Origin of the sequence: Trichococcus sp. ES5 (assembly GCF_900067165.1) — a bacterium.
Classification (GTDB): Bacteria; Bacillota; Bacilli; order Lactobacillales; family Aerococcaceae; genus Trichococcus; species Trichococcus flocculiformis.
Genome location: NZ_FJND01000014.1, coordinates 39,999 through 66,760, shown reverse-complemented (window position 1 = coordinate 66,760; position 26,762 = coordinate 39,999). Strand labels below are relative to the sequence as shown.

25 protein-coding genes and 1 tRNA gene are annotated in these 26,762 nt (G+C 46.2%); 18 read left to right on the top strand and 8 right to left on the bottom strand.

Annotated elements, in window-relative coordinates:
* Positions 1-293: transposase family protein (locus tag TES5_RS15785; protein ID WP_369813494.1), on the bottom strand; the 293-nt coding region annotated here is incomplete at its 3' end.
* 119 nt (positions 294-412) lie between these two features.
* Between TES5_RS15785 and TES5_RS10870 the strand changes: the two genes are divergently transcribed.
* Positions 413-1,171: a DUF1295 domain-containing protein gene (locus TES5_RS10870; protein WP_072763764.1), complete on the top strand. Its 759-nt coding sequence runs from the start codon at positions 413-415 to the stop codon at positions 1,169-1,171.
* A gap of 53 nt (positions 1,172-1,224) precedes the next feature.
* Here the strand turns inward: TES5_RS10870 and TES5_RS10865 are convergent, their stop codons facing one another.
* From TES5_RS10865 to TES5_RS10855, 3 genes are read right to left on the bottom strand one after another with little or no spacing between them, the layout of a single operon-like run.
* Complete coding sequence (locus tag TES5_RS10865; protein ID WP_068561977.1) at positions 1,225-2,013, bottom strand: GDSL-type esterase/lipase family protein; 789 nt, start codon at positions 2,011-2,013, stop codon at positions 1,225-1,227.
* A 23-nt stretch (positions 2,014-2,036) separates the two neighbouring features.
* A complete protein-coding gene (locus TES5_RS10860; protein WP_068561975.1) occupies positions 2,037-3,038 on the bottom strand; it encodes an ABC transporter permease in 1,002 nt (333 codons plus the stop codon).
* Positions 3,039-3,050: 12 nt separating this feature from the next.
* The gene (locus TES5_RS10855; protein ID WP_068561973.1) at positions 3,051-3,962 is read right to left on the bottom strand and encodes an ABC transporter ATP-binding protein; all 912 of its coding nucleotides are present in this window, start codon (positions 3,960-3,962) and stop codon (positions 3,051-3,053) included.
* Positions 3,963-4,188: 226 nt separating this feature from the next.
* Between TES5_RS10855 and TES5_RS10850 the strand changes: the two genes are divergently transcribed.
* From TES5_RS10850 to TES5_RS15695, 13 genes are all read left to right on the top strand, one after another.
* Entirely contained in the window at positions 4,189-5,052 is an 864-nt protein-coding gene (locus TES5_RS10850; protein WP_068561989.1) for a DUF3737 family protein, read from the top strand.
* Positions 5,036-6,214 carry a MalY/PatB family protein gene (locus TES5_RS10845; protein WP_068561971.1) on the top strand — a complete coding sequence of 393 codons (1,179 nt, stop codon included), beginning with the start codon at positions 5,036-5,038 and terminating at the stop codon, positions 6,212-6,214. The genes TES5_RS10850 and TES5_RS10845 overlap by 17 nt, the downstream gene beginning before the upstream one ends.
* 60 nt (positions 6,215-6,274) lie before the next feature.
* Positions 6,275-7,165: a MurR/RpiR family transcriptional regulator gene (locus TES5_RS10840; protein ID WP_068561969.1), complete on the top strand. Its 891-nt coding sequence runs from the start codon at positions 6,275-6,277 to the stop codon at positions 7,163-7,165.
* Positions 7,166-7,453: 288 nt separating this feature from the next.
* Entirely contained in the window at positions 7,454-9,310 is a 1,857-nt protein-coding gene (locus TES5_RS10835) for a beta-glucoside-specific PTS transporter subunit IIABC (protein WP_068561967.1), read from the top strand.
* Between the two features lie 12 nt (positions 9,311-9,322).
* Positions 9,323-10,747 (top strand): 6-phospho-beta-glucosidase, encoded by a 1,425-nt coding sequence (locus TES5_RS10830; protein ID WP_068561965.1) that lies wholly within the window; start codon positions 9,323-9,325, stop codon positions 10,745-10,747.
* A gap of 282 nt (positions 10,748-11,029) precedes the next feature.
* Positions 11,030-11,911 (top strand): LysR family transcriptional regulator, encoded by an 882-nt coding sequence (locus TES5_RS10825; protein ID WP_068561964.1) that lies wholly within the window; start codon positions 11,030-11,032, stop codon positions 11,909-11,911.
* Between the two features lie 112 nt (positions 11,912-12,023).
* Entirely contained in the window at positions 12,024-13,220 is a 1,197-nt protein-coding gene (locus TES5_RS10820) for an MFS transporter (protein WP_068561962.1), read from the top strand.
* A gap of 171 nt (positions 13,221-13,391) precedes the next feature.
* Positions 13,392-14,195, top strand: coding sequence for an MBL fold metallo-hydrolase (locus TES5_RS10815; RefSeq protein ID WP_068561959.1), 804 nt, complete (start codon positions 13,392-13,394; stop codon positions 14,193-14,195).
* An 18-nt stretch (positions 14,196-14,213) separates the two neighbouring features.
* Complete coding sequence (locus TES5_RS10810) at positions 14,214-14,783, top strand: histidine phosphatase family protein (RefSeq protein WP_068561958.1); 570 nt, start codon at positions 14,214-14,216, stop codon at positions 14,781-14,783.
* Between the two features lie 41 nt (positions 14,784-14,824).
* Positions 14,825-15,805, top strand: coding sequence for an aldo/keto reductase (locus TES5_RS10805; protein WP_068561955.1), 981 nt, complete (start codon positions 14,825-14,827; stop codon positions 15,803-15,805).
* A 151-nt stretch (positions 15,806-15,956) separates the two neighbouring features.
* Positions 15,957-16,238: a DUF1232 domain-containing protein gene (locus TES5_RS10800; RefSeq protein WP_068561953.1), complete on the top strand. Its 282-nt coding sequence runs from the start codon at positions 15,957-15,959 to the stop codon at positions 16,236-16,238.
* Between the two features lie 160 nt (positions 16,239-16,398).
* Positions 16,399-17,148 (top strand): oxygen-insensitive NADPH nitroreductase, encoded by a 750-nt coding sequence (gene nfsA / locus TES5_RS10795; RefSeq protein ID WP_068561952.1) that lies wholly within the window; start codon positions 16,399-16,401, stop codon positions 17,146-17,148.
* A 405-nt stretch (positions 17,149-17,553) separates the two neighbouring features.
* On the top strand, positions 17,554-17,685 hold the full coding sequence (locus TES5_RS15695) for a hypothetical protein (RefSeq protein WP_255356057.1): 132 nt from the start codon (positions 17,554-17,556) through the stop codon (positions 17,683-17,685).
* 449 nt (positions 17,686-18,134) lie between these two features.
* On the opposite strand, the gene TES5_RS10790 is transcribed toward TES5_RS15695, so the two are convergent.
* Positions 18,135-18,671, bottom strand: a complete 537-nt coding sequence (locus TES5_RS10790) for an ECF transporter S component (RefSeq protein ID WP_068561950.1) — start codon at positions 18,669-18,671, stop codon at positions 18,135-18,137.
* Between the two features lie 11 nt (positions 18,672-18,682).
* Entirely contained in the window at positions 18,683-19,834 is a 1,152-nt protein-coding gene (locus tag TES5_RS10785) for a pyridoxal-phosphate-dependent aminotransferase family protein (protein WP_068561948.1), read from the bottom strand.
* 309 nt (positions 19,835-20,143) lie between these two features.
* Between TES5_RS10785 and TES5_RS10780 the strand changes: the two genes are divergently transcribed.
* Both TES5_RS10780 and TES5_RS10775 read left to right on the top strand, forming a co-directional pair.
* Positions 20,144-20,857 carry a TraX family protein gene (locus tag TES5_RS10780; RefSeq protein WP_068561946.1) on the top strand — a complete coding sequence of 238 codons (714 nt, stop codon included), beginning with the start codon at positions 20,144-20,146 and terminating at the stop codon, positions 20,855-20,857.
* A 19-nt stretch (positions 20,858-20,876) separates the two neighbouring features.
* Positions 20,877-22,055 (top strand): SH3 domain-containing protein, encoded by a 1,179-nt coding sequence (locus tag TES5_RS10775; RefSeq protein WP_068561944.1) that lies wholly within the window; start codon positions 20,877-20,879, stop codon positions 22,053-22,055.
* 88 nt (positions 22,056-22,143) lie between these two features.
* Here the strand turns inward: TES5_RS10775 and TES5_RS10770 are convergent.
* Positions 22,144-22,215 (bottom strand) — tRNA-Val (locus tag TES5_RS10770).
* A 164-nt stretch (positions 22,216-22,379) separates the two neighbouring features.
* Here TES5_RS10770 and TES5_RS10765 point away from each other — a divergent pair.
* Positions 22,380-22,904, top strand: coding sequence for a YehS family protein (locus TES5_RS10765; protein WP_068561942.1), 525 nt, complete (start codon positions 22,380-22,382; stop codon positions 22,902-22,904).
* 119 nt (positions 22,905-23,023) lie between these two features.
* Here the strand turns inward: TES5_RS10765 and TES5_RS10760 are convergent, their stop codons facing one another.
* Complete coding sequence (locus TES5_RS10760; protein WP_083546502.1) at positions 23,024-23,983, bottom strand: RluA family pseudouridine synthase; 960 nt, start codon at positions 23,981-23,983, stop codon at positions 23,024-23,026.
* A gap of 163 nt (positions 23,984-24,146) precedes the next feature.
* Here TES5_RS10760 and TES5_RS10755 point away from each other — a divergent pair, with 163 nt between their 5' ends.
* Positions 24,147-26,600, top strand: a complete 2,454-nt coding sequence (locus TES5_RS10755) for an ATP-binding cassette domain-containing protein (RefSeq protein WP_068561940.1) — start codon at positions 24,147-24,149, stop codon at positions 26,598-26,600.
* Positions 26,601-26,762: the final 162 nt, after the last annotated feature.

Below are 26,762 nucleotides of genomic sequence, written 5' to 3'. Positions count from 1 at the left end.
ATATTTGTTTGCGCACTAAAGGTAGACGAGCATTCTCTACAAAGGAATCGCTGTTTATTCAAGTCGAGGAAGGCTGGATAGCCGGAAACCTCTGGCAAAACGATCCTGGATTTCTTGGTTCCATTTTTTACGATTGACTGCTGGTTTTCCATCCCGCAGTTAGGGCACCGTAGTGCCTCGAAGGTCAAGACAGCAGAGAAGACTTTCGCAATTTGGCCCTTGATTACGACATCCTGGCAACAATTTTCTCCGAAATGGATATTAAGGTCTTTTATATTCAACACATTTCGCATATACTTTGATATAGACAAATGAAATCACTCCTTAAAATATCTGGATTAGTCACCTTTATTTTAACAGAGTATTTCATTTGTCCTTTTTTTTTTGCACTTTTCACAAAAAAAAGGTGTTGATGAAATTTACTTCATCAACACCATTTATTATAGAGCCCATTAAAAACAATTCCATTGTCGATATTGGTTGGGGGATGGGATTTGTTGTAGGGAGCTGGCTGACACTGCTTGTGACTGAAAATCCCACCGTTTTATCGTATGCCATTGTTGGATTTATTACGGTGTGGGGACTTAGATTATCTTTGCGCTTATTGAAAAGAAATTACGGGAAGCCCGAAGATTTCAGATACGCACAGTGGCGGAAAGAGTGGGGCGATAAAGTAGTCATCACCGCCTTTTTCAGAGTGTTTGTGGTTCAGGGTATCATCAACTTTATCGTTGGATCTGCCAGCTATGTGGTCATCAAATACAACGAATTCAGTTTTGATTCAGCTCACCGCTATTTTGTTTATGCCGCACTTTTCATTGCGTTGGTAGGATTGTTCTTTGAAGTAGTCGGGGATGAGCAATTAAGACAACACATCAACAAAAAAACACGCACACTTCTGCAAACAGGCTTATGGTCAATCACACGTCATCCAAACTATCTCGGTGAAATCCTGATTTGGATCGGATTGTATGCAAGTGGTATTACGCTGTTCTTCACAGATTCCATCAACCCTTATTATTATCTGTTATTAATCATCTCGCCTATTTTAATGAGTACCGTATTAATCAAAATATCGACGCCATTACTGGAGAAAAATATGGAGAAATACGATGGATGGGAAGAATACACCAAAAGAGTCCCAATGATTTTCCCTTTCACAAAAAAATAAGAAAATGGTTCCGTTCATCAGAAAGCTGATGAGGGAACCATTTTTTTCTTTCTTTAATTTAATATCCGATGTAATTCTTCCGCTATTATTTGATAACCTGAACTATTTGGATGAAATTCATCTGGTGAAAGATAATCGTTTAAATGATATTTAAACAATTCATAAGTTGGGACATAGGCAAATGCAACATCTGAATCGGTAATTAGACTCGTTTCGTAATTCCATTCTAATACAAAATTATTTTTTTCAGGATCCTCTTTACCATATGGATTGTATAAACCAATCAGTGCTAACTGGGCACCTGGATTGATGGCTCTAATTTCTTGTGTGATAATCGCTAGATTTTCCTTATAGATTCCTAACGCTTCTTTAAAAGCAAGCGTTAATGAGACGCTGTCTTCATAGTCTAAACGGTTTAAATCATTTCCTCCGATTGAAATGATAATCAAACGTGCCTTTGCAATACTCGCTTTATTTTCTGCATTTTTGATCAACTGCACGAGGTCACTGCTCTCGTAGCTCGGTACTGAAATATTTGTGATGGTTTTTAGGTCTTCCTCTTTTTCAGCCATTAAATTGAGATATCTTTTTCCTATACCTAAATTTTCTTCATCCCCAACTCCAAAACCTATAGAGTCGCCCAGAATGAGTATTTCAGAAGCATCCCCTAAAATGAAATCACTGTCTGCTGGACTATTGATTGAGCTTTCCGGTTGTGGGTCTATGGGAGCACTTTGCCCGCTCTTACTTACAGCTACTGACGCAATAAAACCGGATATAAATACAACGGCTAAAGCCATCGAAATAAATAATAGTAGTGGCCAAATCACTTTTTTATACATGCGTATGCTCCTTAATAGGTGCCCTAAACGATGACATCCTTACGATTTAATACCATAAAGCTTATGATCAAGGCTACTGCAGCCCAAGCGCTCAATATAAGAATAGAAAAGTTTAAACTCATTCCTTCAATGGGCTGATAGGATCCCGTCAAATAGCGCGTAAGATCTAAATTTGTAACAAAAAAATATTTGACTACTGTCCATTCAGATAAGAAAAACTGTAAAAACTGACCTCCTATCAGCGCGGCCATCAAGATACCTATGGCTGAGGAACTATTGTCAACCAACACTGAAATCATGAGGGTTATCGAGGCCATTATGATAGATACGAACCACAAAAGTGAATATATCAGTAAAGTGTATTGAAACCGAGAAATCAATATAGTCGAATCGGAATTTAGTTGGTCCCCAACCAATCGAAAACCAGTTACTATAGGCTCGCTGAATCCCCATTGTTGAAAAAATAAATAGGATACTAAAGTGGATGAGACAGCAATGATAAATACTAAAAGGGTCGTCATGATCAGGAGTGCCAGAAACTTACTGAATAATATTTTCCATCTGGGTACAGCTCTCGTGAGTAAAATTTTGATCGTTTTTTTTGAAAACTCACTTGAAACTAAATCTGCAGCTAAAATGACAACGAGGAGTGGGATGAAAAGTGTGATGCCTTGCTCTACAAATTGTACATTAAATTTGGAAGCTGTAGGTGTTATAGGATTAATATCGTTCTCAATAAAGTAATTCAATTGCTGCATTTCTCTATCAATGGATGCTCTGACTTCTTCTGGTATGAATTCATTATTGCTCCGTTCTTCAAGATCATTCAGCCTTTGAGTAGTGAGGCCTTTCCAATCGTATGCTACACCGCCAGATTCTGCTTCAAATTTTTTGATAGTATTATCATAGGAATATTTCTGTCCGTATGAAAGTAAACTTACAAAAATTAAAAGTAACATAAAAATCAGGAGCATTTTTTTCTTCAATAAAATTTTTAGTATCTCATTTTGCGTTAACGAAATCATGCGATCACACCTTTATACGATTTTATGTTTATCTGTAAGCGTCAAAAATAAATCTTCCAACGTTCTCTTTTTATTTTCAACATATTTGATCTCTATTCCCGAATAAATTAAAGCTTTGTTTATTTCTGATAGCCTTTCGACCAGAATGGATGCGGTTACATTTTTTGCATCAATGGATGAGTCTACAGCAAACTTATCTTTAAGGATGGATTGCGTCTTTTCGGGATCATCTACTGTCCAAACAACTTCACCAGTAGCTACAATCTCATGAATGGCTGCATTTCTGATAATGCGTCCGTTATCTATGATGCTGACCCGATCACACATCAATTGAACTTCACTGATGAGATGAGAAGAAATCAGCACTGAAATGCCTTTATCTTTTGCTAATGATTTTACGATTTCTCTAAACTCATGTATACCTTGAGGATCCAGTCCGTTTGTGGGCTCATCTAAAATCAATAGTTTCGGTTGGTGGATCAAAGCTTGGGCTAAACCGATTCTTTGTTTCATTCCCATTGAATAAACCGCAACCTTATCATGAATCCGTTTTTCCATGCCGACTAATGCTACAGCTTCATCAATATCTTTTTTAGTTACCCCTTTCGACATACTGCCTAATATTTCAAGATTCCTATACCCACTCATATAATCATAAAGATCAGGACCTTCGATGATACAACCTACATTGGACATAGCTTTTACATAGTCTTTTTTTATGGAATACCCACAGATTTCTATGTTTCCGGAAGTAGGTGTTGCCAAGCCTACGATCATTCTTAAAGTTGTTGTTTTTCCAGATCCATTCGGTCCTAGAAAACCTAATATTTCTCCTTGCTTAATATCAAAATTGACATCTTGTATAATGAGCTTTTTCTTGATTCGTTTGGTTACATTTGAAACTTTCAGCACCGATGTATCCATAGTAGACCTCTTTTCAAGGGTTGTTTTACTTCTCATAAGAAATTACCAGAAGAAGGGATTATAATATCTCTCCTGATAGCGTAGATTGTTATTGAATAAAGTATACAATATATAAGGAAAAATACCCCTCTGCAAGCTATCGGTTGACTCAAATTGATTTTGTCGCTTGACTTAACGTCAAGGTTAAGGTGTACGCTCTGTATGTATCAGAGAGGGGTAATGAATGATGGAACATCTTAATCAACAGCTATTCACCGGGGAACGGGCTCTATTCAAAGGAAAAGACCTGCAGATCAGCCATTCAGTTTTTGCGGACGGGGAGTCTCCGTTGAAGGAAAGCAACAACATCGCACTCGACAACACAATCTTCCGCTGGAAATATCCATTGTGGTATGCGCGGAACATCCAGGCAAACAGCATCACTTTAGTGGAAACTGCGCGCTCCGGCATTTGGTATACAACTGGCATCACCATCATCGACAGCATGATCCAAGCGCCCAAGATATTCAGACGAGCTACCGATATCAAGTTGGAACGAGTGGAAATGCCAAATGCCCAAGAAACGTTATGGAACTGCAATGATATTACCTTGAAACAAGTAAACGCTGTGGGCGATTATTTTGCGATGAACAGCGAAAATATCCGTATTGAGCATTTTACGCTATCGGGGAATTATGCCTTTGACGGTGCCAAAAATATCGAGATTTCGCATGCCAAGTTGCTTTCAAAAGATGCTTTCTGGAATTGCGAGAATGTGGTCGTCAGGGATTCGACGATCATCGGTGAATATTTGGGCTGGAATTCAAAGAACATCACCTTCATCGACTGCATCATCGAGAGCAACCAGGGTATGTGCTACATGGAAAACGTGCAGATGGAGAATTGCATGCTCATCAACACGGATCTGGCGTTCGAATATTCGACGGTCGACGTTCAAGCGAACGGCCGCATCGACAGTGTCAAGAATCCGATCAGCGGCACGATAACCGCTCCAGCAATCGGCGAACTTATTCTGGATGATCCGGAAATCGCGGCCGAAAACACCAAATACCAGCTTGCGGAGGAACAGGAATATGCCATTCGATTTTGACCAGATTATCGACAGACGGAACACCCACTCTTACAAATGGGACGTCAAAGCGGACGAGCTGCCGATGTGGGTGGCGGACATGGATTTCGGAACGGCGCCTGCTGTTGTTGACGCCATCGAAAAGCGTCTGCGGCAGGGCGCTTTCGGCTACAATACCGTCCCTGATAGTTTCCGGGAGAGCATCATCCGTTGGTGGCAGAGGCGGCATCGATTCACGATGGAAAAGGAGTGGATCCTCTATTGCACAGGCGTCGTCCCGGCCATCTCTTCGATTGTGCGGAAAATGACGGAAATAGGCGATGACATCGTTGTTCTTGCGCCGGTCTACAATATCTTTTACAATTCCATCCTGAACAACGGGCGGAAAGTATTGGCGAGTGAGTTGCGCTATGCAGACGGAAGCTATGCCATCGATTTCGCGGACCTGGAAGAAAAACTATCCCGCGAAACGACTTCGCTGTTCATTTTCTGCAATCCGCACAATCCGATCGGAAAAGTTTGGGATATGCAGACGCTGGAACGGATCGCCGAACTGTGCATCAAGCATGATGTGCTGGTCGTGAGCGATGAAATCCATTGCGATCTGACGCATATCGGCCATGCGTACATCCCGTTTGCCTCCCTTTCCGAGGAGATTGCTAACCGGACAATCAGCTGCATCGCGCCGACGAAAACTTTCAACATCGCCGGACTGCAAACAGCGGCAATCGTCATTCCGAATCCTGAAATCAGAAAACAAGTGGACAGAGGAATCAACACGGATGAAGTGGCGGAACCGAATACTTTCGCGATCCCAGCGGCTGAAGCGGCTTTCGACGAAGGGGAGGAATGGTTGGAAGAACTGCGGGAATATCTGGAACTGAACCGGAAATTCCTGATCAGTTCTTTGAAGGAACTTGTTCCCGAAGTCCATGTGATCGAGGCTGAGGCAACCTATCTGGCTTGGATTGATTGCTCAGAGATAACGGAGGACACGAAGGCGCTGTGCGCGTTCATCAGGGAGAGAACCGGACTCTATCTTTCCGCAGGGGATATCTTCGGCGGCAACGGTTCGCGCTTTGTCCGCTGGAATTACGCCTGCCCGAAGGCGCTTCTGGAAGACGGCGTGCGGCGCTTTGTCAAAGGCGTGGAATTGTACAGAGAAGAATTTCCCGGTCGCTAAAAAGGTGAATAATCATTTATAATGAGAAAGTAACCAGCCATTTTAAGGAGTGTGGAAATAGTGTATCTTTTTCAAAAAATTGAAGAAGCTGTATTTAAGCAGAATGATGCAAGAAGAACAATTGGCGAATTTTTGTTGGCTAATCGAGAACAGTTACCTAAATACTCAATGGATGAGATTGCAAAATTAACGTACACTTCCAAAGCTACTTTAGTACGATTCGCTAAATATTTCGACTATTCTGGATGGACTGAATTTATGTATGCTTTTACTCATGAAGTGGCTCATTTTGAGGGAAATGCCTTTGAAGTAGATTCTAATATTCCGTTCTCTCGTTCAGCAGATACATTGGAAATTATTGAAAATCTAGCAAATTTACGGATTCAAACAATTAAAGAAACAAGTTCTTTAATCTCAGCAGATGATTTAAGCAGAGCTGCTAAAATTATTGGCCAAGCAAAAACTATTATTATTTACGGAAGAAGTCCCAATTCGTATTTTGGCGAATTGTTCAAGCGAAATTTAAATGCCATTCATAAAAAGGCTTTTATGGCAGATAGCGATGAATCAGGACTTATTTCTAACACGTTGTCCAGTGAAGATTGTGCAGTGATCATCTCTTATTCTGGCAATAATGCGGATACTTATCCGATGCAAAATGTTAAGTGGCTTTTAAAGAACCGTGTCCCCATCATAAGTGTCACTAGCGGCGGAGAAAATTATCTTAGGGACTATTCCACAATCGTTTTGAATATTTCAAGCAGAGAAAAACTATATTCTAAGATTTCTAATTTTGCTACAGAAGAATCAATCTTATTCATATTGAATGTCTTATATGCAAAAATTTTTTCTTTAGATTACGATAACAACATGGAAATGAAAATTCAAAATTCACGGACTTTGGAAACACGCAGAAAGACTACATTCAAAGATATTTCTGAGGAATTTTAAATCAAAAAAACAAAACGGGTTAATCGTTTTGTTTTTTTTTTTACTATATTTTTAAACTAATGGTTCTCTTGCGGCTAAATCCAGAAAAAAATAGCCGGTTTAATTTGTTGGAAGTGAAACAAATTTTACGAAAAAGCTCTAATAGAAGAAAAATATGAAACAGGTTTTGACTTGCCGAATAAGCATTGGAAACGCTATCCCGAAGTGTTACATTCTATTCAGAAGAAATCTAATGTCTTACCGGTGGCAACATAGAACTTACTTTAAATGAATGAAGGAGTGACTTGTATGAGTAAAAAATATGAAAAATTAGCTCAGGGTATTGTTGAGCAACTTGGTGGAAAAGAAAATATCACGGATGCATATCATTGCCAAACAAGATTACGGTTCAAATTGGCGGATGAATCAAAGCTGAATAAAGATAAGCTTGAGGCATTGGATGGTGTTACTAAGTATCTAAGTAATGCCGGTGTACATCAAGTTGTCATCGGCACTCATGTGAAAGATGTTTTTGATGAAGTCGAGAAGAAAATTGATATTGTCTCTTCAAATGATAGCGTTCCAGAAAAAAAGGGTCCGGTTTCGGCCTTCATTGATTTCGTATCAGGCACATTCCAACCGGTTATTCCCGCACTATCTGGAGCAGGGATGGTTAAAGCAGTTTTAGCACTTTTAGTTGTTTTTAAAGTCATTACAAATGAGTCTCAAACATACTATATGTTAAATCTTTTCGCAGATGGGGTATTCTTCTTCTTGCCGATGATTTTAGCATTTACGGTAGCTCAAAAATTAAGATGTAATCCTATTTTAGCAGCGTCAGTAGCTGCAATGATGCTTCATCCAAACTGGGGGGCGCTTGTAACAGCGGGAGAACCTGTGAATTTCTTTGGGATTATTCCGTTCCGTCTAGCTTCATACTCTGGATCAGTTATTCCAATCTTAATTGTTATTTTCTGTCAGTCTTATGTCGAGAAGTATTTACGAAAAATTATTCCGAAATCAGTGGAACTTGTATTTGTTCCAATGTTGACATTCCTTCTCATGGGAACCCTTGCGTTTTCAATCTTAGGGCCAATCGGCAGTATTATTGGTGGCTATTTAGCTTCATTCTTTACTTTCCTGAGTGTAAATGCAAGCTGGGTACCTGCAGTTCTGATCGGTGGTTTCCTTCCGATTATGGTCATGTTCGGTTTGCATAATGGTGTAGCACCATTGGGCGTAATGCAAATGGCTGAGCTTGGATATGATAGTATTTTTGGACCCGGTGCATTAGTATCAAATATTGCTCAGGCGACTGCGGCTGCGGTTGTAGCCTTCAGAACAAAAGATAAAAAAATAAAACAACTTGCTACATCAGGTTCAATCACGGCTTACATGGGGATTACAGAACCCGCTTTGTATGGTGTGAACTTACCTAAAAAATATCCATTGATTTCTGCCATGATTGGTGGGGCATCAGGTGGATTATACGCAGGATTAACAAATACGCACCGATTTGCAACAGGTTCTTCCGGATTGCCTGCAGTGCTCTTGTATATCGGTGACGATACAATGAAATATTTCTGGAACATTATCATTGCTTTAATAATTTCAGCAGTGGTCACTGCAATTCTGACGTATATTTTAAGTTTCAAATTTGAAAAAGATGAAATCATTGGCGAAGCGCCAGAAATTAAGGCAGTTATTTTGGAGGATACTCGTTTGAATAGTCCTGTTCCAGGATCTGTTATTCCTTTGAGTGAAGTTGAAGATGAAGCTTTTGCTTCGGAAGCGTTAGGGAAAGGTTTTGCAGTTGAACCGTCAGAAGGTAAAGTGTTTGCACCATTTGATGGGAAGGTAGTTGCGCTTTTCCCTACCAAACATGCTGTTGGCCTCGTATCTGATGCCGGTACAGAAATTTTGATTCATGTAGGCTTAAATACTGTTGAGTTGAAAGGAAAATATTTTGATGCCTTGGTTGAAGTTGGCCAAGAAGTGACTAAAGGTCAATTATTGCTGACTTTTGACATGAAGAAAATTCAAGAAGCTGGGTATTCTACTCAAGTTCCAGTCGTTGTAACAAACACTCCACAATATTCATCTGTTGATACAATTGTGCAAGGAAAGGTCAGTAAAGCGGAGGATGTACTGGTCATCAAAGTTTAAGGAGAGATTTAAATGGGATTAAGCAAAAATTTTTTATGGGGCGGTGCGACTGCTGCCAATCAAGCGGAAGGTGGTGTACTAGAAGGTGGACGTGGTTTATCCAATGTAGACTTATTGCCAACTGGACCGGATCGGAAAAAGGTAGCCTCAGGAGATTTGGAAATGCTTGAATGGAAAGATGATTATTACTATCCTGCAAAAGAAGCCATAGATATGTACCATCGATATATGGAGGACATTCAACTATTTGCGGAAATGGGTTTTAAAGTCTATCGCATGTCTTTATCTTGGTCCCGCATTTTTCCTAATGGAGATGATCTGGAACCGAATGAAGAAGGACTTGTTTTTTATGAGTCAATTTTTGAAGAATTAAAGAAACATAATATCGAACCGTTAGTAACGATTGCTCATTTTGACGTACCGATTCATTTGATTAAAGCATATGGTGGTTGGAGAAACCGTAAATTAGTAGACTTCTATTCCCGTTATGCAGAGACAGTTCTGAAGAGATATAAAGGTTTGGTGAAATACTGGCTGACGATCAATGAAATCAACATCCTGCTGCATCAGCCGTTTGTAGGTGGAGGGATCGTATTTAAAGAAGGCGAAAACAAACTGGAAATCAATTACCAAGCAGCACATCATCAATTGCTCGCCAGCGCTTTAGCAACGAAAATTGCTCATGAAGTTGATTCTGAAAATATGGTTGGGTGTATGTTAGCGGGAGGGAGTCATTATCCGTATACTTGCAGACCAGAAGATTATCAAGAAGCGATCAATCGCGATCGTGAAGGTTATTTCTTTATTGATGTGCAAGCCCGCGGGAAATATCCCAATTACGCATTAAAGAAATTTGAACGAGAAGGATTGAATATTCAAATGGAAGAAGGCGATCATGCTATTCTGGCTGCCTCACCAGTAGATTTTGTAACGTTCTCCTACTATTGTTCAAGAACTGTCAGTGCCCATTCTGAAGATTATACACAAGCAACCGGAAATTTATTCCCATCGATCAAAAATGAGCATTTGCCATCAACAGAATGGGGATGGCAAATAGATCCATTAGGATTGAGAAATTCATTAAATCAAATGTATGATCGTTATCAAAAACCATTATTCATTGTAGAAAACGGATTGGGTGCGATCGATATCCCAGATGAAAATGGGTATGTGGCTGACGATTACCGCATCGACTACCTGAAAAAACATGTTCAAGCTTTAAAAGATGCTGTAGAGATTGATGGCGTCGAACTGCTAGGATATACAACCTGGGGCTGTATTGACCTTGTTGCCGCAAGCACCGGGCAAATGAGTAAACGTTACGGATTTATTTATGTCGATCGTGATGACGAAGGGAAGGGTACTCTGAATCGAACGAAGAAAAAATCGTTTGAATGGTATAAAAATGTAATTGCTTCAAATGGTGAAGAATTATAGAATGCTTGCATCAAAGTCAGCTTTAATGTGTAGGATAATAATGAACAACAAAAGAATGGTGCCTAGTGCGCCATTCTTTTTTGCCTCCGGTGTACCTGCTCTTACCCGGATTTCTGTCGTCTTCAAAGCATGAAAAGGGTGTTGGGTGCGGAGTAGTCGGCCTCTACGATTGATTAAAGACTATATTACTGGGCCCCGCTTGTCGGATTTAGATACTTGTGTCATCATGGAAGTGTGAACGCCTTTAATGGCGAAATGATCAGTAAATGGAGTACGTAAATTATGGAATTAAGGGTTCTGAATTATTTTTTGACAGTGGTTTATGAAGAGAACATCACTAGTGCCGCTGAAAAGTTGCACATCACTCAGCCGACCTTGTCGCGCCAATTGATGCAGTTGGAAGAGGAATTAGGCGTTTCTTTGTTCCGGCGCGGCAAAAAGAAAATCACGTTGACCAGCGAAGGGTTGCTGCTGAGAAGACGGGCGGAGGAAATCCTCGATCTGACCAGCAGGACCGAACTGGAGCTGAAGGAGCAGAAAACGCTCATGAACGGCGAAATCGCCATCGGTGGGGGAGAAACGCAGTCCATGCGCGTTTTGGCTGATTTCATCAAGACCTTCAGCACGGAATATCCGCAAGTGACCTACAAATTGTACAGTGCCGATGCCGATGACATCAAGGATCGGGTCAACAAAGGGCTGTTGGACATCTGCCTGCTGACGGAGCCGGTCGATGTCGATAAATATGATTTCATCCGGATTCCCCAGAAAGAACGCTGGGGTGTCATCATGCGGAAGGACAGTCCGCTGGCGCAGGAGCGCTCCGTTGCACCTGAGGATCTGTTGGCTTATCCGATCCTGATTCCGGGGAGAGCATTGGTCCAGAACGAACTTGACAATTGGTTCGGCGACGCCTATGGGGCCTTGCATATCATCGGGCGCTACAATCTGATCTACAATGCGGCCATCCTGGTGGAAGCGGGCGTCGGGGCTGCGTTGTGTCTGGAAAAACTTGTCCCGGTCCGTGAGGAAACCGAGCTCTGCTTCCGGACCTTGGCGCCTGCCTTGGAGACAGGCGTGGTCATCGCCTGGAAAAAGAATCAGATTTTCCCGCCGGCAGTTGCTAAATTCATCGAGCTTCTTAAGAATGCCTTCAGGGCATGATTAATCATGCGAAAAAACTATTATCTTTTTCTACGGTTGCGTTTTAAACTGGTATTAAGAAAAATGATGTATGCATTATAGGCATGGATATTCAGAAAGGAAGATCATCAGTATGGATATGAGGACACTCAAGAAGCTTTCGCTGTTGTCCAGCTCATTTGTTGTTGTTTCCGGTGGAGCCATCGCGGTGAATGTGCCCGCCATCGCCCAGGATTTTCCGGAAATCCCGTTGCCGTTAGTTGAATCTTTGACAACGATGCCTTCCCTGTTCTTGATCGTTTCGGTTCTGCTCAGCCACGCCATCGCAAGGAAAATCGGCTATAAGAGGACGGTTCTTGTGGGGCTGGCTACGGTTCTGGTTTCAGGCTTGGTTCCGGTATTTGTGCATCATTTCTGGATCATTTTCCTTTCTAGGGCACTCTTCGGATTCGGGATCGGACTTTTCAATTCGCTCCTGGTCAGTTTTATCCGGCATTTTTATGAGGGGGCCGAGAGAGCGGCGATGATCGGGCTGCAGAGCGCTTTTGAAGGCATCGGCGGGATGACCATTTCCTTCCTTGTGGGGCAGCTGCTGAAAATTGACTGGCAAACTTCCTTTTGGGTCTACTTGGCGGCTCTGCCGGCGATGCTTCTGTTCGCGGCCTTGGTTCCGGATATCCCGGCTGAACCGGCTGCCGTTTCCAGTCAGCCACAGCAAACGGACCCTTTGAGCACACGCAGCAATGCGATGGACAAGGCGGTTTTCGGCTATCTGACCCTGCTCGTTGTGGCGGTGATGTTCTATATGACGATCACGGTCCGGGTCACGCCGCTCATGCTGGCGAACGGTTACGGCGACGCTACGAACGGAAGCTACATCCTTTCCCTGATTGGCATCGGTGCAATGACAGCTGGTTTTTTATTCGGAAAAGTTTTTGGGGCTGTCGGGAAATATACTTTGCCGCTTGCCTTGTTCGGGATGGGAATGGCTCTGGTCACGATCGGGCTCTCGGACACTGTATGGGTGACCGGTTTGGCTGCTGCATTCTGCGGCTTCTCCTTCCGTACTTTCATCCCTTATCTCTTCAACAAAGTCAACAGCTCGGCGTCGGGGAACGCGAATGCCGCCACATCGCTGCTGCTTGTCGGATTCAATATCGGCGCAGCCTTTTCCCCTTACGGTATCGTTCTGGTGGAGCGCCTGTTCCGGCTGACTTCAGAACGGGGAATTTTTTTCCTGGAAGGGGCACTGCTGCTGGGAGGCGGTATCCTCGGTGGCGGCTATCATTTTCTGGCGAAGCATGCTGAATCCAGTGCGGAGGAAGTGTGAGCAGCTCGGTTTCGGCGCAACATTGATCTCAATGGAGCGCTGAAACAGGGTCCTTGCTGGTCCTGCTTAGCGAATTGTGTTATTTTGGATATGTGAACGCATTCATTTTGAGAAAAACAAAAAAACTAAGACTGCATGAAAAAGCTAGACAACTTTAAGGAGGAAAAGAAAATGGCAACACACAAACAAGCCGTTCCACCACCTACCGTATTTTTTGGAGAAGAAGCCTTTCAACCGATCGACCACACGGAGGTCCGCTGGCTGGGCAGCGGCGGGATGTTCGTGAACACCCGCGGCACCTGCATCATGATGGATCCGATGCTGAAGGACTTCGATATGCCGCTTCTGATCGACATGCCGATTGCGCCTGAAAACATCCCGCATCTGGATGCTGTGCTGATTACGCACTGCGACAATGACCATTACAGCGTGCCGTCACTGCACGCAATGGAGCATGTCTCCAAAGCATTCCACGGGCCGCATTATGTGGCCGAACTGATGCAGGCGGAAGGATTTCCAGCAAGCGGACATACTATCGGCGACAGTTTCGAAATCGGACCGGCCAAAATAACGCTGACACCGGCGGACCATGCCTGGCAGAATGAAAAAGCCAAATACAATTACCGAGTATTCCGGTTGGAGGATTACTGCGGCTTTTGGATCGAGACACCGGATGGAATCATCTGGGCACCGGGCGATTCCCGGTTGATGAAGGAGCACTTGGAAATGCCGCAGCCGGATGCGATTCTCTTCGACTTTTCCGACAACGAGTGGCATATCGGATTGGAAGGGGCCATCCAAATGGCGAACACCTATCCTGAAGCACATCTGATTCTTTGCCATTGGGGCACGGTGGATGCGCCGGATCTGAACGTGTTCAACGCCGACCCGCAATCCTTGTACGACCGGGTGGTTAATCCGGAAAGGATCCATGCTTACGCACCGGGGCAGCCATTCAGCCTGAAAAAATCCTAAATGATGGGAGATTCGCGGATGAAACGATTATATTTGGTCCGTCACGGCGAGACTTTGTTCAATACCCAAGGAAAGATTCAGGGCTGGAGCGACTCGCCTTTGACGGAACGGGGCATCAAACAGGCTCAGGCCGTGCGGGATTATTTCGGATCGGAAGGCATCCGCTTCGATCATGCCTACAGTTCCACATCGGAAAGGGCCAGCGATACGCTGGAATTGATCACCGGCATGCCCTATGCACGTTTGAAAGGATTGAAGGAAGTCAATTATGGCTTCTTCGAAGGGGAGCGGGAGATGCTCAAACCGAAAGAGCCGCAGGAAATCGTGTCTTTCTTTGTGCCATTCGGAGGGGAAAATACGAATGATGTGGCGGAGCGGATGAGAAAAACGTTGACCGACGTGATGGAGAAGAATGACCATACGAATGTTTTGGCGGTTTCGCACAGTGGGGCCTGCTACAACTTTTTGAAGCTTTGGCAAGACCCGGCGGAGGAGTTGGCGAAAGGTTTCCCGAACGGGAGCATCTTCGTTTACGAATACAAACAGAAGGTATTCCGATTGGAGGAAGTCGTCAGGCCGGTTTTATAGCGCAATAAGACTGTACGTTTAAGAGGAACGGAGGAAGAAAGATGGAATATGTGAAATTCGGCAACACAGGAATGGATGTATCACGGATCTGTTTGGGCTGCATGAGCTTCGGGGATCCGGATACCTGGCTGCACAAATGGGCGCTGAAGGAAGAGGAAAGCAGACCGATCATCAAACGTGCTTTAGAATTGGGCATCAATTTCTTTGATACAGCCAATGTCTACTCGCTGGGAAGAAGCGAAGAAATCCTCGGACGCGCCATCAAAGACTTTGCCAAGCGGGATGAAGTGGTCATCGCGACGAAGGTTCACGGTAAGATGCACGAGGGTCCGAATGGCTCCGGGTTGTCCCGTAAGTCCATCCTGAGCGAAATCGACAACAGCCTGAAGCGCTTGGATATGGATTATGTGGACCTCTACATCATCCACCGTTGGGACTACAATACACCGATTGAGGAAACGATGGAAGCTCTGCACGATGTGGTGAAATCCGGAAAGGCCCGTTACATAGGAGCTTCCGCGATGTATGCCTGGCAGTTCCAAAAGGCCCTGCACGTAGCAGAAAAGAACGGTTGGACGCGCTTCGTATCGATGCAGAACCATCTGAACCTGCTTTACCGTGAAGAGGAGCGGGAAATGCTGCCGCTTTGCCGGGAAGAAAAAATCGCCGTGACCCCATACAGTCCGATGGCTTCAGGTCGTTTGACGCGCGACTGGTCGGAGACGTCCAAACGGATGGAAACGGACAATGTGGCGCGTTCGAAATACGACGCCACTGCCGATAAGGACCGGGTCATCGTCGAACGATTGGCCCAGATAGCCGCCGATAGAGGCGTTTCCCGTGTCGAAATCGCCTTGGCTTGGCTCCTGCAGAAGGAACCGGTCGTAGCTCCCATCATCGGGGCGACAAAGCTGGAGCACTTAGATAAACCGGTGGATGCCGTCTCTGTAAAGCTGACCGCTGACGAAGTCGCATTCCTGGAAGAACCGTATGTTCCGCATTTGATTGTCGGGCACAGCTGAGGCATTCAGACAGGCCAAAAAATCATTCTTGAGACTGATTCATTTACTTAAGATAAGTAGTATACTTTGTTCACGATAACTAGTCATAGCCCGCTCACAAGCTAGGTGCGAAGAATGGTTGTCCAAATCAATCAGCAAAGGAAAATGCAAAATGAAAGTAAAAAAGAAAATCAGTCTGACACCGTTCAGTAAAGTCAAGTCACTTATCCTTTCCCTGTTCGATTCCAAAGTCGAAGGCAAGAAAAAATGGCTGGTGTTGGGGATCATTCTTTATATCATCAGTCCAATCGACATTATCCCGGATTTTATCCCGATGGCCGGTTATGCGGATGATGTGCTGTTGCCGATCCTGTTTTTGGTCGCTGAAAAATTATTGAGCGACGGAGCGATTGAAGAACACGAACGCCCAATCAAAGAAGCCAAAAAAATATAATGCCTGGATTTTCCGGCCCCGTTCCTCGCCTAAATGGCAAAGGAGCGGGGCTTTTTCGCTGTTGGGACCTTGAGCACCCGGTTGGACGTGGCTGCTGCATTCCTTTAGAATGATCTTATGGATTCAATATAAGCTATTCTGAAGGCGAGGAAAACAATAGATGAATGAAATGATCGCGCGCATCCTGGCGCATCGCACGGTAAGGGATTTTGAAGAACGGCCTTTGAGCCCGGAACAGATAGAAACGATCGTCCGTAGTGCCCAAGCTGCATCCACCTCAAGTTTTGTGCAGGCCTATTCCATCATCGGAGTCACGGATCGCGACAAAAAACACGCATTGTCGAAAATCGCGCGTAACCAACATTTTGTTGCCGAGAATGGCCATTTCTTTGTATTTTGCGCCGATCTTCATCGCCACGATGTGATCGGAAAGATGGAAGGGAAGGATGTTGCAGACTCGCTTGAGAGCACCGAGAAATTCATGGTCAGCGTGGTAGATGCATCCCTGGCTGCCCAGAATGCAGCTTTGGCGGCTGAAGCGATGGGGCTCGGGATCTGTTACGTAGGCGGCTTGCGGAATGACCTCGAAAAAGTCAGCGAACTCCTGAAGATTCCCGATAAAGTGATCCCGCTCTTCGGACTGGCGGTCGGTTATCCGGCCAGCGTCAATGATCAGAAACCGCGCCTGCCTTTCGAACATGTTTATCATGAAAATGAGTATCAACAGAATGATGCACTCTATAGAGCGCAACTGGAGCAGTACAACGAAGAAATCCAAGCGTACTATCAGGCGCGGACCGAAGGCGAACGCTGCGACACGTGGACCGGACAGATGGCAGAGATGCTCTCCCATCCGCAACGCATGTACATGCATGACTTCGTTGAAAAGCAAGGGATGAACAAGCACTGATTCCAGAAATAGTTTCACTTGCATCGAACGGATATTCGTGTTATAGTTACATTTCAACGTCCAAGAACATATGCATCTTATATGTATGGAACCATGGCTTTTCTCTATTCTGCAGCGGATGCTGCAGGCAAACGGAACCAAAAATAAGCGAAGTTAAATTTATTATGTAGCGCCACACTGTGGTGCCCGCAACATGAATTTCCAAGATTTAGATTTGATAGTGAAAAAGCCGCGATTCCTGTACAGGAATACCTTTTTCTTTCTTATGATAATAAGTAGAGACACAAAAGGTACTCGATTGAGTGCCTTTTTGATTTCTCTGAATACAGAAAAAAAGGATATATGAGGAGGTTGAAAGATAGTAGCGTACGCATATGGTTACGCTAAAGAAGGAGCAAGAAATATATGAAGAACATCGTCTATACGAATTCGCAGAACGTGACTATTGAAATATCATGGGAAGCGTATTACAAAGAGATCGACATGCGCAAACAAGAGCGTTTGAAGAAAAAACAAGCGCAAACAAGCGGCAAATAAGGTCTAAGCGGCTCTCTATGAACGGAGAACTGTAAATAAAAAGCTCGGAATCCCTGGCTCACAGTTGTGGAGGCAGCGGCTTCCGGGCTTTTTTGTTGTTTCCGTTTCAAGGAGCGGGTGGTCCTGCATCCCAAAGTTTCGTTCGGCGAATCAAATTGTCGAATGCTACAAAATTATTCAACAATTTGCCCCCAATAGAGAGCTGATTTGTCGAATGTTCAAAAACATTCGACAATTTGGGCATAGCGAAAGGCAAGATTGACGAATACAGGTACTTTATTCGTCAATACGGGCATCTGGCCGGTGCTATCTGCAATAACCAAATAAAATTGCACGCTTCACCCACTCTATACCAATCCGATACCATTAAAGAATCGGACAACCCGAGGACTATTACCAAAAAGTAAGGCTCTGTCTCATCCCGAGACAGAGCCTTACTTTTCAATTCATTATCTTCCAGCGATATTCATCTTTTTCAAAATTGCCGACAGCGGCAAGGAAATGGCGATTCCGACCGCGTTCTGGACGAGGTTGCCGGGAATCGAAGCGAACGGGGTGATGGCATTGCCGTACAGGATCCATTCGCACAGATAATAACCGACCAGCATGATGGGAACCGAAAGCAGCGTGGCTAAAAGATTCACAGCAAAGCTGTTCCCTTGACGATCTTTCGACCAGGCCAATTTACCGACCAGATAGCCTTGCAAGCCGCGGGTTACTAATGTGAAGGGAGCCCACAGAACCCATCCGGCCATAAGGTCGAAGATGGCCATGCCGACCGCTCCGGCGATAGCGCCTTTTTTCGGCCCGAACAGGATGGATGCGAGGAAGAGCATCGCAGTGCCGAGGTGGATCAGTCCGCCGTTTGCCGTGATAGGCAATTTGATGTTCAGGAAGACCGTCGCTACGAATACGAGCGCAATCAGGATTGCCGTCAAAACCAAATCATACGTGCGTGTGTTTGAATAACCTTGTGCTTTTTGCATAGTGAAGCCTCCTAATTATTTTCTTTGTAAATGTCGATGAAAAGTTGGGCCAAATCCCCGTTTCCGGCGAAGCCGAGATCGCGCAGACCGTTGTCGATGATGGACAAAACATAGATAAGTTTGTCGATGAAGGCATTTTCGCCCATATGTCCGATGCGCAAGATCACATCTGCGTATTGTGCCAATGAAGTTGCGACCAACAGATTGTAGTTTTCGCTGAGGTGGTCCTGCAGGCGCAAGGCGCCGATTTCTTCCGGTATCCTGATGGCAGTGACTGTATTGGAACGGTCGGAATCCAGGAACAACTCCAATCCATACGCTTGGGCGGATCCGCGTACTGCGGAAGCAATCCTGTCATGGCGTGCAAAAACGGTCTCGATGCCTTCCTCCAGGATGTTGTCCAAAGCGGCATCAAGCGCTGCGACATCGCCAGCAGAAGTCGTGTAGGGCAAGTATTCTTTTTCCGCGTAGCCTTTGAAGACCTGTAGATTGGCATAAAAGGAAGCGATAGGCGTTTTGCGGTTGTCCATCGCTTTTTGCGCGTCTGCGCTGACTGAGACAATCGCCAGTCCGACCGGGGCCGAAATGGCTTTTTGGGTCCCGCCGCAACAGATATCGATTTTATTTTCGTCGACGTTAATCGGCTCGCCAACCATGCCGGCGACGGAATCGACCACCGTCAGGATGCCGTATTTCTTCAACAATGGACAAAGCTCGGCGACGTTGTTCAGTACCGATGTCGGCGTGTCGCAATGGACCAGGGTAGCATATTTGAAGTCGGAATCCTTCTCCAGATAGGCGCGTACCGCTTCAGCAGGGATGCCGCTGCGATGGTCGAAACTCAGGACGACCGGTACGCCGCCATAGATGCTGACGAAATCCTTGAAGCCTTCGCCGTAGATGCCGTTGTCCAGTACGAGCACGCGGTCGCCAGGTTCCGTCAGGCTTGCGCAAGCGGCCTCAAGAGCCAGGATCCCTTCACCAGCAAGTAACAGGACCTCATTTGTGGTGCCCATGACTTTGCCCATTTTTTGGCTGACCTCACGGTAATAGCGGACGAATGTTTTGTCAAAGTCGCTGTTGCTGGTTCTTTTTGCGCGGGCCAAACGTACATTTTCGCGTACCTCAGTCGGACCCGGGGCGTAATTCGGTTTGTATCTCATCAGGAAGTCCTCCTTCTCGTTTCGTATATTGCTGATAATTTTAGCAAATGCAAAGGACTATGGGACCGTCCAATCCGAGAGAAAGTGAACGGTCCAATTTTCCCAAAAATGGCTTCTCGCATGCGTTTTGCAAATGTTAACGTATCCAATTTCGGATTGCGTAAGTTTTTCCGCAAATCTCTTCCTTTTTTTCGGGGATTAGCGGACGTCAGGAAGCCTATACTGTGGAAAAGGACAGGCACACAGGCCAGGCTTGTCGATCAGCTCACAGCAAACGCTGTGAAACCAAGTACAGTGAGGAGCACTCCGATGCAAGACATCAGCGAGATTCAAAAAGACCTATCATCCTATACATTGAAAAATTTTGCGATATTCGCAATGTTCTTCGATCATATTTTTGCGGTATTTGTGCCGCAGGACAGTCTTGAAGGTGTTGCGCTGCGCGTAGTAGGGCGGATTGCTGCACCAATCATGTGCTATATGATTGCGGAAGGCTATCATTACACATCCAATCTGAAGAAATATATGGTACGGCTACTGTTGTTCGCCGCCGTCTCGCATTTTCCGTATGTCTGGTATTTCGGTCTCCCGTGGTGGCAGGCAACGAGCGTCATCTGGGGATTGGCGCTAGGATTGATCGCATTGGCGGCGGCCAAAAGGGAGGACTGGTCGCTTCCGCTTAAGGCAACAGTCGTTTTGGCATGCTGTCTGTTGGCGGTCCCGGCTGATTGGAACTACGTAGCGGTCTTGTGGATCCTGTTTTTTGGATTGTTCAGGGGACAAACCGAAAAGCAGCTGCTGAGCTTTGCAATCATAGGGATTCTGTTCCACATCATCCCTTCCATCAGCGAAATCGGCTGGACGCAATCCTACCAAGTCGGCATTTTTCTGGCGGTACCGCTGTTGCTGTTCTACAAAGGCCGTCAAGGCAAGAAATCCAATGTGATGAAGTGGGGCTTCTATGCTTTCTATCCATTCCATCTGTTGCTGTTGGAACTAGTGAAAATAATCGTATCCGCGTAATGGAGGGCTGAATATACATATGTTAATAAGACAAATTTGGCGCCGCGTTTTCATCGGCATCCTGACAGGGATGGTGCTGTCCGCTTGCTCCGGCTCGAATGAACAAACGGAAACGAATGAGTCTAAGACCGCTTCGTCTAGTTCGACTGCCGAAGCGGGAACTTCCGAAGAAGCAGCGGTGGTCCGGCCGGAAGAGTCAGAGCCATTGCTGTATGAAGGTGATCTGGAACTTCCGGTCAACGGGGCGACCGGCTATGCTTCGGTCCGGATGGATCTGAAAGCGGCTGCTGATGCAGGATCCGAAACGATTTCGGCACTGGAGGCGGGAACCGCTTTTGAAGTGGTGGAGGAAGTGGGCGATTGGTGGTATGTCCAGACCGAAACAGAATCAGGCTGGGTGCAACACCTTTATTGCTTCATCAACCTTCCGGACGTGATCCCTTCCATCATCTACGACAATACCAACACGTACGCATCCAAGTTCGTTTCTTCCGGAAAAGCGATCCCTGGCATAACCGGAGTGGCGCTTTATGACGGGAAAGCATACAATATGCGTCTGGGTAAGGTATCCGATATCGTGCCGGTGCTTTACAGCATGTCAAAGAAAATTTATTTAGCACAACAAGCTGCCTTGGCGGAGGGAAACACCTTGGTCATCTATGAGGGGTATCGTCCTTATTCCGCCCAGAAGATGACGGTGGATGCTTTGACGAATCTGGCTGCATCCGATCCGGAAGTGATGGCTGGAATCAATACCCATCCTTGGGACACCAACTGGTTTATTGCGACAAGCGTCTCAAATCATCAGATGGGCTATGCCATCGATGTCACTCTGGCGAAAATAACGGAACAACAGGAAATCGTCATCGGCGACTATGCTGCGACCGCCATAACGGGCTACACGGAATACACGATGCCGACAACCATCCATGAATTGAGTATGGCTTCGGCTACATTCACTGGACCGGTCAAATCCAGTTCCCCGACCGCCTGGCTCCAAGCCACCTTGGCAGATACGATGAATGAGGCGGCGATTCTCCTGCAGCGCTATTGCACCGATGCCGGACTGACCCCTTTGGCTTCGGAATGGTGGCATTTCAATGATCTGGACGCGCGCTTCGCTACCGAAGACAACAGCAGCAAAGGCGAGTACTTATTGGATGCAACGATGAGCGAGGCACCGGAAGCGGCTGAATGACGAGTAGACAAGGCTCAAAATGGACATAAAAAGAGGCACAATCGAATTTCTCGATCGTGCCTCTTTCCTATTTTGTACTGAAGCTTGATGGTCCCTACTGGGATTGAACCAGCGACCCCTACCATGTCAAGGTAGTGCTCTCCCGCTGAGCTAAGGAACCGTTAAACAGATGAATCACCTGCTCGTATATCTGATTATAACATATTTGCGCGAGAAGTGAAGAGGTAAATTAAAAAAAATGTGGAGCGAATAAGGCATGCATTCCACATGACAACAAGGTATACTGGAAAAGGATAATTTTACAGGAAAATTTGGAGGTTTAATATGGACAACAATGATATATTGATCCGCTTGCGCTATGCGCTGGATATCAAGGATGCGGATATGGTGGAAGTGTTCCGATTGGGTGGACTCGAAGTGACGAAGGAAACCGTACAGCAGATGCTCAAAAATCCAAAGAAGGATGACGCAACTGATGCTGCGGGCGCAACTGCACCTTCAAGCGATGATCAACTGGCTTGCGATAATGCGACACTGGAATCTTTCCTGAACGGACTCATCACTTCCCAACGCGGCAAACCGCAAGTGAAGCCCGGCGAACCGGAACCAAAGCCGGAATTTGTGCTGAACAACGGAAACGTCAACAATTTGCTGCTGAAGAAAGTCAAAATCGCGCTGACTTTGACAAACGAAGATATGCTGGAAATCCTGGAATCGGCAGGCGTCACCGTTTCGAAAAGCGAACTGAGCGCGGTCTTGCGCAAAGAAGGGCACCGCAACTACAAGCCTTGCGGCGATCGTTATGCGCGTAATTTCCTGAAAGGACTGGCGTTGCGTTACCGCGGATAGGCTTTATTTTACCCAGCCAAACCGTTTTTTGGCGAGTTATTCCGGTTCCGCAGAATCCTGCATTAAAAACAAAAAAACATGATTCTCCGCAAAAAAATGGGGGGAATCATGTTTTTCTCTTATTTCGAATACAGCAGAAAAGCTTTCGGCACCGGTGCGCTGAAGCGGACGAGCTCACCGGTCGCAGGATGGATGAAAGCGAGTGTGGTAGCGTGCAGCCCCAAACGCTTCATCGGATTGCTATGGGCACCGTATTTCTTATCTCCGGCAACCGGATGGCCCAAGGATTCCATGTGGACGCGGATCTGATTCTTGCGTCCGGTCTCCAGCTCCACTTCCAAGAGCGAATATTCCTTGTTTGCGCGGATCTTGCGGTAATGGGTCACGGCATGCTGGCCGCCGTTGTCTTTCGGACTGGAATGGACCTTCATGGCTTTGCTCTCGGTCAGCCACGAGGAAATCGTGCCTGCATCCTTCTTGATTTCGCCCTCGACCAGAGCGGTATAGATGCGTTCTTTGACGATTTCTTTCCAATTATTTTGCAGCTTTTCTTTCAGCTCTTCGGATTTTGCGAACAGCATGACGCCGGAGGTATCCCGGTCCAGGCGATGCACGACGAATATCCGGTTTGCTTTGTTGTCTTCTTTGACGTATTGGCTTAATTGGCGGTAAGCGGTTGGTTCTTTAGGATCGTCGGTTGCCATCGATAACAGGCCGGCATCCTTATTGATCACAATGATGGCTTCATCCTCAAACAGGATCTTGAGGCCTGACAGGGACGTTTTTTTGAGGGCTTCCTTGTTTGCCAAAATGCCGACAGTCTGCCCGGGTTCCAAGGGATGGTTGTGCTTGGTGATGGTCTTCCCGTCGACCGTCACTTGTCCGCGGGTAAGTATTGATTTGACTGAGTTGCGGCTTTGCTTGCTGAGGATCTGCAGCAAGAAGGGCAACAATTCGCTCGGTTCGGTCACAGGGTATTGGGTAACCCCTTTGGTGGACGGGCTTTTTTGGGGTTCTGTCGCCTTGACCTGACGATTGCGTTTATTGTTATTTGTATTCTTTTGGTTTGTTTTTTTCATCTGATTTCGCTCCTGACTCTGTTCGCCGCCTGAGTATCGCGGTCGTCTCTCTTCTGAAGTATAACAGAAAACTGAGCATCCATCCCGCCTAATCAGGACAAAAATGCAGCAAGTGGCATATAATTGAAACAAAAGGATATCAAAAGGAAGCGAGGGAGCAGTCATGGAATACATAAGCATCAGCGGTGCCAAGGAAGGCAATCTGAGGAACATCAGCGTGGACTTGCCGCGGAACAAATGGATCGTCCTCACAGGGGTATCCGGTTCCGGGAAAACGACGTTGGCGATGGATGTGCTCTATCAGGAATGCCAGCGCCAATATCTGGAGGCGATCGGCTACCAAGGGATCCGTAAACCGAACATCGATGCGATCCGCAATGTGTCCCCCGCCATCCAAATCCAGCAGCAAGCCTACAATAAAAATCCGCGTTCGACTGTGGGAACGGTCACGGACATCTATACCGATCTGCGGATGCTGTTCGAGAAGTTGAGCACGAGGGACTGCCCGGCTTGCGGGAAGGAATTCAGTTCGGCCGACTGCCGGGAGGAAACCGAAAAGACCGCCGATGACTTCAAGGTGTTCCAGTATTGCCCGCACTGCGATCAGCGGATGGAGAAGCTGACCCGCACGCATTTTTCCTACAATACTCGAGAAGGCGCCTGCGCTACCTGCCAAGGATTGGGAGAGGTAATGAAAGTTGCTGAAGAGAAGGTGCTCCATGAAGAGTTGTCGCCTGAGGAGGGCGCGATCGTTTTTTGGGAAAAACGCTACCGGGAGTATCAACTGGAGTCGCTGGTTGCCGCTAGTGTCCATTACGGGATTCCGCTGAAAACAAATATGCCTGTGAAGGAATTTACGTCGGCGCAGCGTTCACTGTTGCTTCAAGGGGCCGAAAGTGAAGCAGTGCGTCGGTTGTTCCCGGATCTGCCGGTGCCCCGAACGGTTGCCGAAGGCCGCTATGAAGGGGTATTGCCGAACCTTTGGCGCAGAATGGCGGATCAAAAAGGGAGTTCCAAACTCCGGGAAACCTATTTTGAATCGGTCATCTGCCCGGAATGCCACGGCGAACGACTGAACGAGCTGAGCAGGAGCGTGACCGTGAAGGGGATGCGCTTGCCTGGATTGTCCGCGTCATCATTGACCGGTCTCGTGGATTGGATCCGCGAACTTGATGCAAATCTGACGCATTCGGAACAACTGTTGGCGGGCGTCTATGTGGCGGATCTGAAGACTAAGCTGAAACGGATCCTGAAGTTGGGATTGGGCTATCTGTCGCTCGACAGGCAAACCATGACACTTTCAGGAGGGGAAGCACAACGGTTGAGGTTGGCGGCTGTCCTCGATTCGGATCTGACGGGTGTCGTCTACATCCTCGATGAACCGACAATCAGTCTGCATCCAAAAGATACGGAAGGGCTCCTGACTGTCTTGCGGACGCTGAGGGATAAAGGCAATACGGTTCTCATCATCGAACATGACACAGCTGTCATGGCGGCAGCGGATTATCTGATTGATATCGGTCCGGGAGCCGGGAAATATGGGGGCGAAGTCATCGGGTCGGGAACGCTGAAGCAACTGAAGAGTCAAGCGACATCCGTCACCGGTGCCTATCTGAATAGCACCCCGGAACCGCGCGGAATTTTCCGCAAAGGATCCGGTGATGGCATCGAAGTGAGCCAAGCGAACAAGCATAACCTCCACAATCTGACAGTCCGTTTCCCTATCGGCTGTCTCATCTGTGTCACCGGTGTATCGGGGTCCGGGAAATCGACGCTCGTCTTCGATGTGCTGGCGAAGGGGGATACGGACCAATCACAGAATTCGAATCAGGTGAAAGGGACCAGCTCCTTTGACCGGATTGTGATTGTGGAACAGGCTCCGCTCACCCGGATGAAGCGTTCGAATGTCGCGACATATTCGGATGCTTATACGGAAATCCGGAAAATCTTCAGCCGGCAGCAGACTGCCATCGAAAAAGGAATGACCGCCAATCACTTTTCCTTCAATGTGAAAGGAGGACGCTGCGAGCATTGCGAAGGATTGGGGGTTGTCACAAATAACCTGTTGTTTTTTGAAGATCAGGAAGTCCCTTGCCCCGTCTGTTCGGGCAGACGCTTCAAGGATGAAGTGCTGTCCGTGACTTACCGCGGCCATTCGATCACAGGAGTGCTTGGCTTGTCGGTTGAGGAAGGCGCGGAACTGTTTGCGGATTCGCCCAAAATCAGTGCCATCCTTGAACTGCTGCAGGAGGTTGGCCTCGGCTACCTCGAGCTCGGCCAGACGACAACGACTTTATCCGGCGGCGAAGCGCAACGGCTCAAATTGGCAGTGGAACTCCTCGCAAATCGGGGGAAAAAGAATCTCTATCTGATCGATGAACCGACTACTGGTCTGCACCCGCTCGATGTCGAAAAATTCCTGAAATTATTGGATCGGATGGTCGGTTCCGGCAGCACGGTGGTCGTTGTGGAACACAATCAACAGATCATCGGAGCGGCTGATTGGATCATCGACCTTGGTCCGGGAGGCGGGGATGCCGGCGGTAGGATCATTGCGGAAGGAACGCCATCCGACATCCGGAAAGACAAAAATTCGGTGACGGGAAAATTCATTTAAGGCCGACCAAGTGAAAAAGATTGACAGACACCGGAAAAATCGCTATCTTATTAGAAAGAGATTAGAAGGATAGGGGAGGCAAAACCATGCAAAAGATGATGTGTTGTATGTGCGGATGTAAGAAACATGCAGGAATATTCTTATCATCGTTTGATCTCCACA

What these genes read in the sequence shown, in the direction of transcription:
- TES5_RS10820 (WP_068561962.1), top strand. Translation starts at nt 12,024, where the DNA reads ATGGATATGAGGACACTCAAGAAGCTTTCGCTGTTGTCCAGCTCATTT.
- TES5_RS10865 (WP_068561977.1), bottom strand. Translation starts at nt 2,013, where the DNA reads ATGTATAAAAAAGTGATTTGGCCACTACTATTATTTATTTCGATGGCT.
- TES5_RS10815 (WP_068561959.1), top strand. Translation starts at nt 13,392, where the DNA reads ATGGCAACACACAAACAAGCCGTTCCACCACCTACCGTATTTTTTGGA.
- TES5_RS10790 (WP_068561950.1), bottom strand. Translation starts at nt 18,671, where the DNA reads ATGCAAAAAGCACAAGGTTATTCAAACACACGCACGTATGATTTGGTT.
- TES5_RS10805 (WP_068561955.1), top strand. Translation starts at nt 14,825, where the DNA reads ATGGAATATGTGAAATTCGGCAACACAGGAATGGATGTATCACGGATC.
- TES5_RS10835 (WP_068561967.1), top strand. Translation starts at nt 7,454, where the DNA reads ATGAGTAAAAAATATGAAAAATTAGCTCAGGGTATTGTTGAGCAACTT.
- TES5_RS10780 (WP_068561946.1), top strand. Translation starts at nt 20,144, where the DNA reads ATGCAAGACATCAGCGAGATTCAAAAAGACCTATCATCCTATACATTG.
- TES5_RS15695 (WP_255356057.1), top strand. Translation starts at nt 17,554, where the DNA reads ATGAAGAACATCGTCTATACGAATTCGCAGAACGTGACTATTGAAATA.
- TES5_RS10800 (WP_068561953.1), top strand. Translation starts at nt 15,957, where the DNA reads ATGAAAGTAAAAAAGAAAATCAGTCTGACACCGTTCAGTAAAGTCAAG.
- TES5_RS10850 (WP_068561989.1), top strand. Translation starts at nt 4,189, where the DNA reads ATGGAACATCTTAATCAACAGCTATTCACCGGGGAACGGGCTCTATTC.
- TES5_RS10760 (WP_083546502.1), bottom strand. Translation starts at nt 23,983, where the DNA reads ATGAAAAAAACAAACCAAAAGAATACAAATAACAATAAACGCAATCGT.
- nfsA (WP_068561952.1), top strand. Translation starts at nt 16,399, where the DNA reads ATGAATGAAATGATCGCGCGCATCCTGGCGCATCGCACGGTAAGGGAT.
- TES5_RS10810 (WP_068561958.1), top strand. Translation starts at nt 14,214, where the DNA reads ATGAAACGATTATATTTGGTCCGTCACGGCGAGACTTTGTTCAATACC.
- TES5_RS10855 (WP_068561973.1), bottom strand. Translation starts at nt 3,962, where the DNA reads ATGGATACATCGGTGCTGAAAGTTTCAAATGTAACCAAACGAATCAAG.
- TES5_RS10830 (WP_068561965.1), top strand. Translation starts at nt 9,323, where the DNA reads ATGGGATTAAGCAAAAATTTTTTATGGGGCGGTGCGACTGCTGCCAAT.
- TES5_RS10860 (WP_068561975.1), bottom strand. Translation starts at nt 3,038, where the DNA reads ATGATTTCGTTAACGCAAAATGAGATACTAAAAATTTTATTGAAGAAA.
- TES5_RS10755 (WP_068561940.1), top strand. Translation starts at nt 24,147, where the DNA reads ATGGAATACATAAGCATCAGCGGTGCCAAGGAAGGCAATCTGAGGAAC.
- TES5_RS10775 (WP_068561944.1), top strand. Translation starts at nt 20,877, where the DNA reads ATGTTAATAAGACAAATTTGGCGCCGCGTTTTCATCGGCATCCTGACA.
- TES5_RS10870 (WP_072763764.1), top strand. Translation starts at nt 413, where the DNA reads ATGAAATTTACTTCATCAACACCATTTATTATAGAGCCCATTAAAAAC.
- TES5_RS10845 (WP_068561971.1), top strand. Translation starts at nt 5,036, where the DNA reads ATGCCATTCGATTTTGACCAGATTATCGACAGACGGAACACCCACTCT.
- TES5_RS10825 (WP_068561964.1), top strand. Translation starts at nt 11,030, where the DNA reads ATGGAATTAAGGGTTCTGAATTATTTTTTGACAGTGGTTTATGAAGAG.
- TES5_RS10785 (WP_068561948.1), bottom strand. Translation starts at nt 19,834, where the DNA reads ATGAGATACAAACCGAATTACGCCCCGGGTCCGACTGAGGTACGCGAA.
- TES5_RS10765 (WP_068561942.1), top strand. Translation starts at nt 22,380, where the DNA reads ATGGACAACAATGATATATTGATCCGCTTGCGCTATGCGCTGGATATC.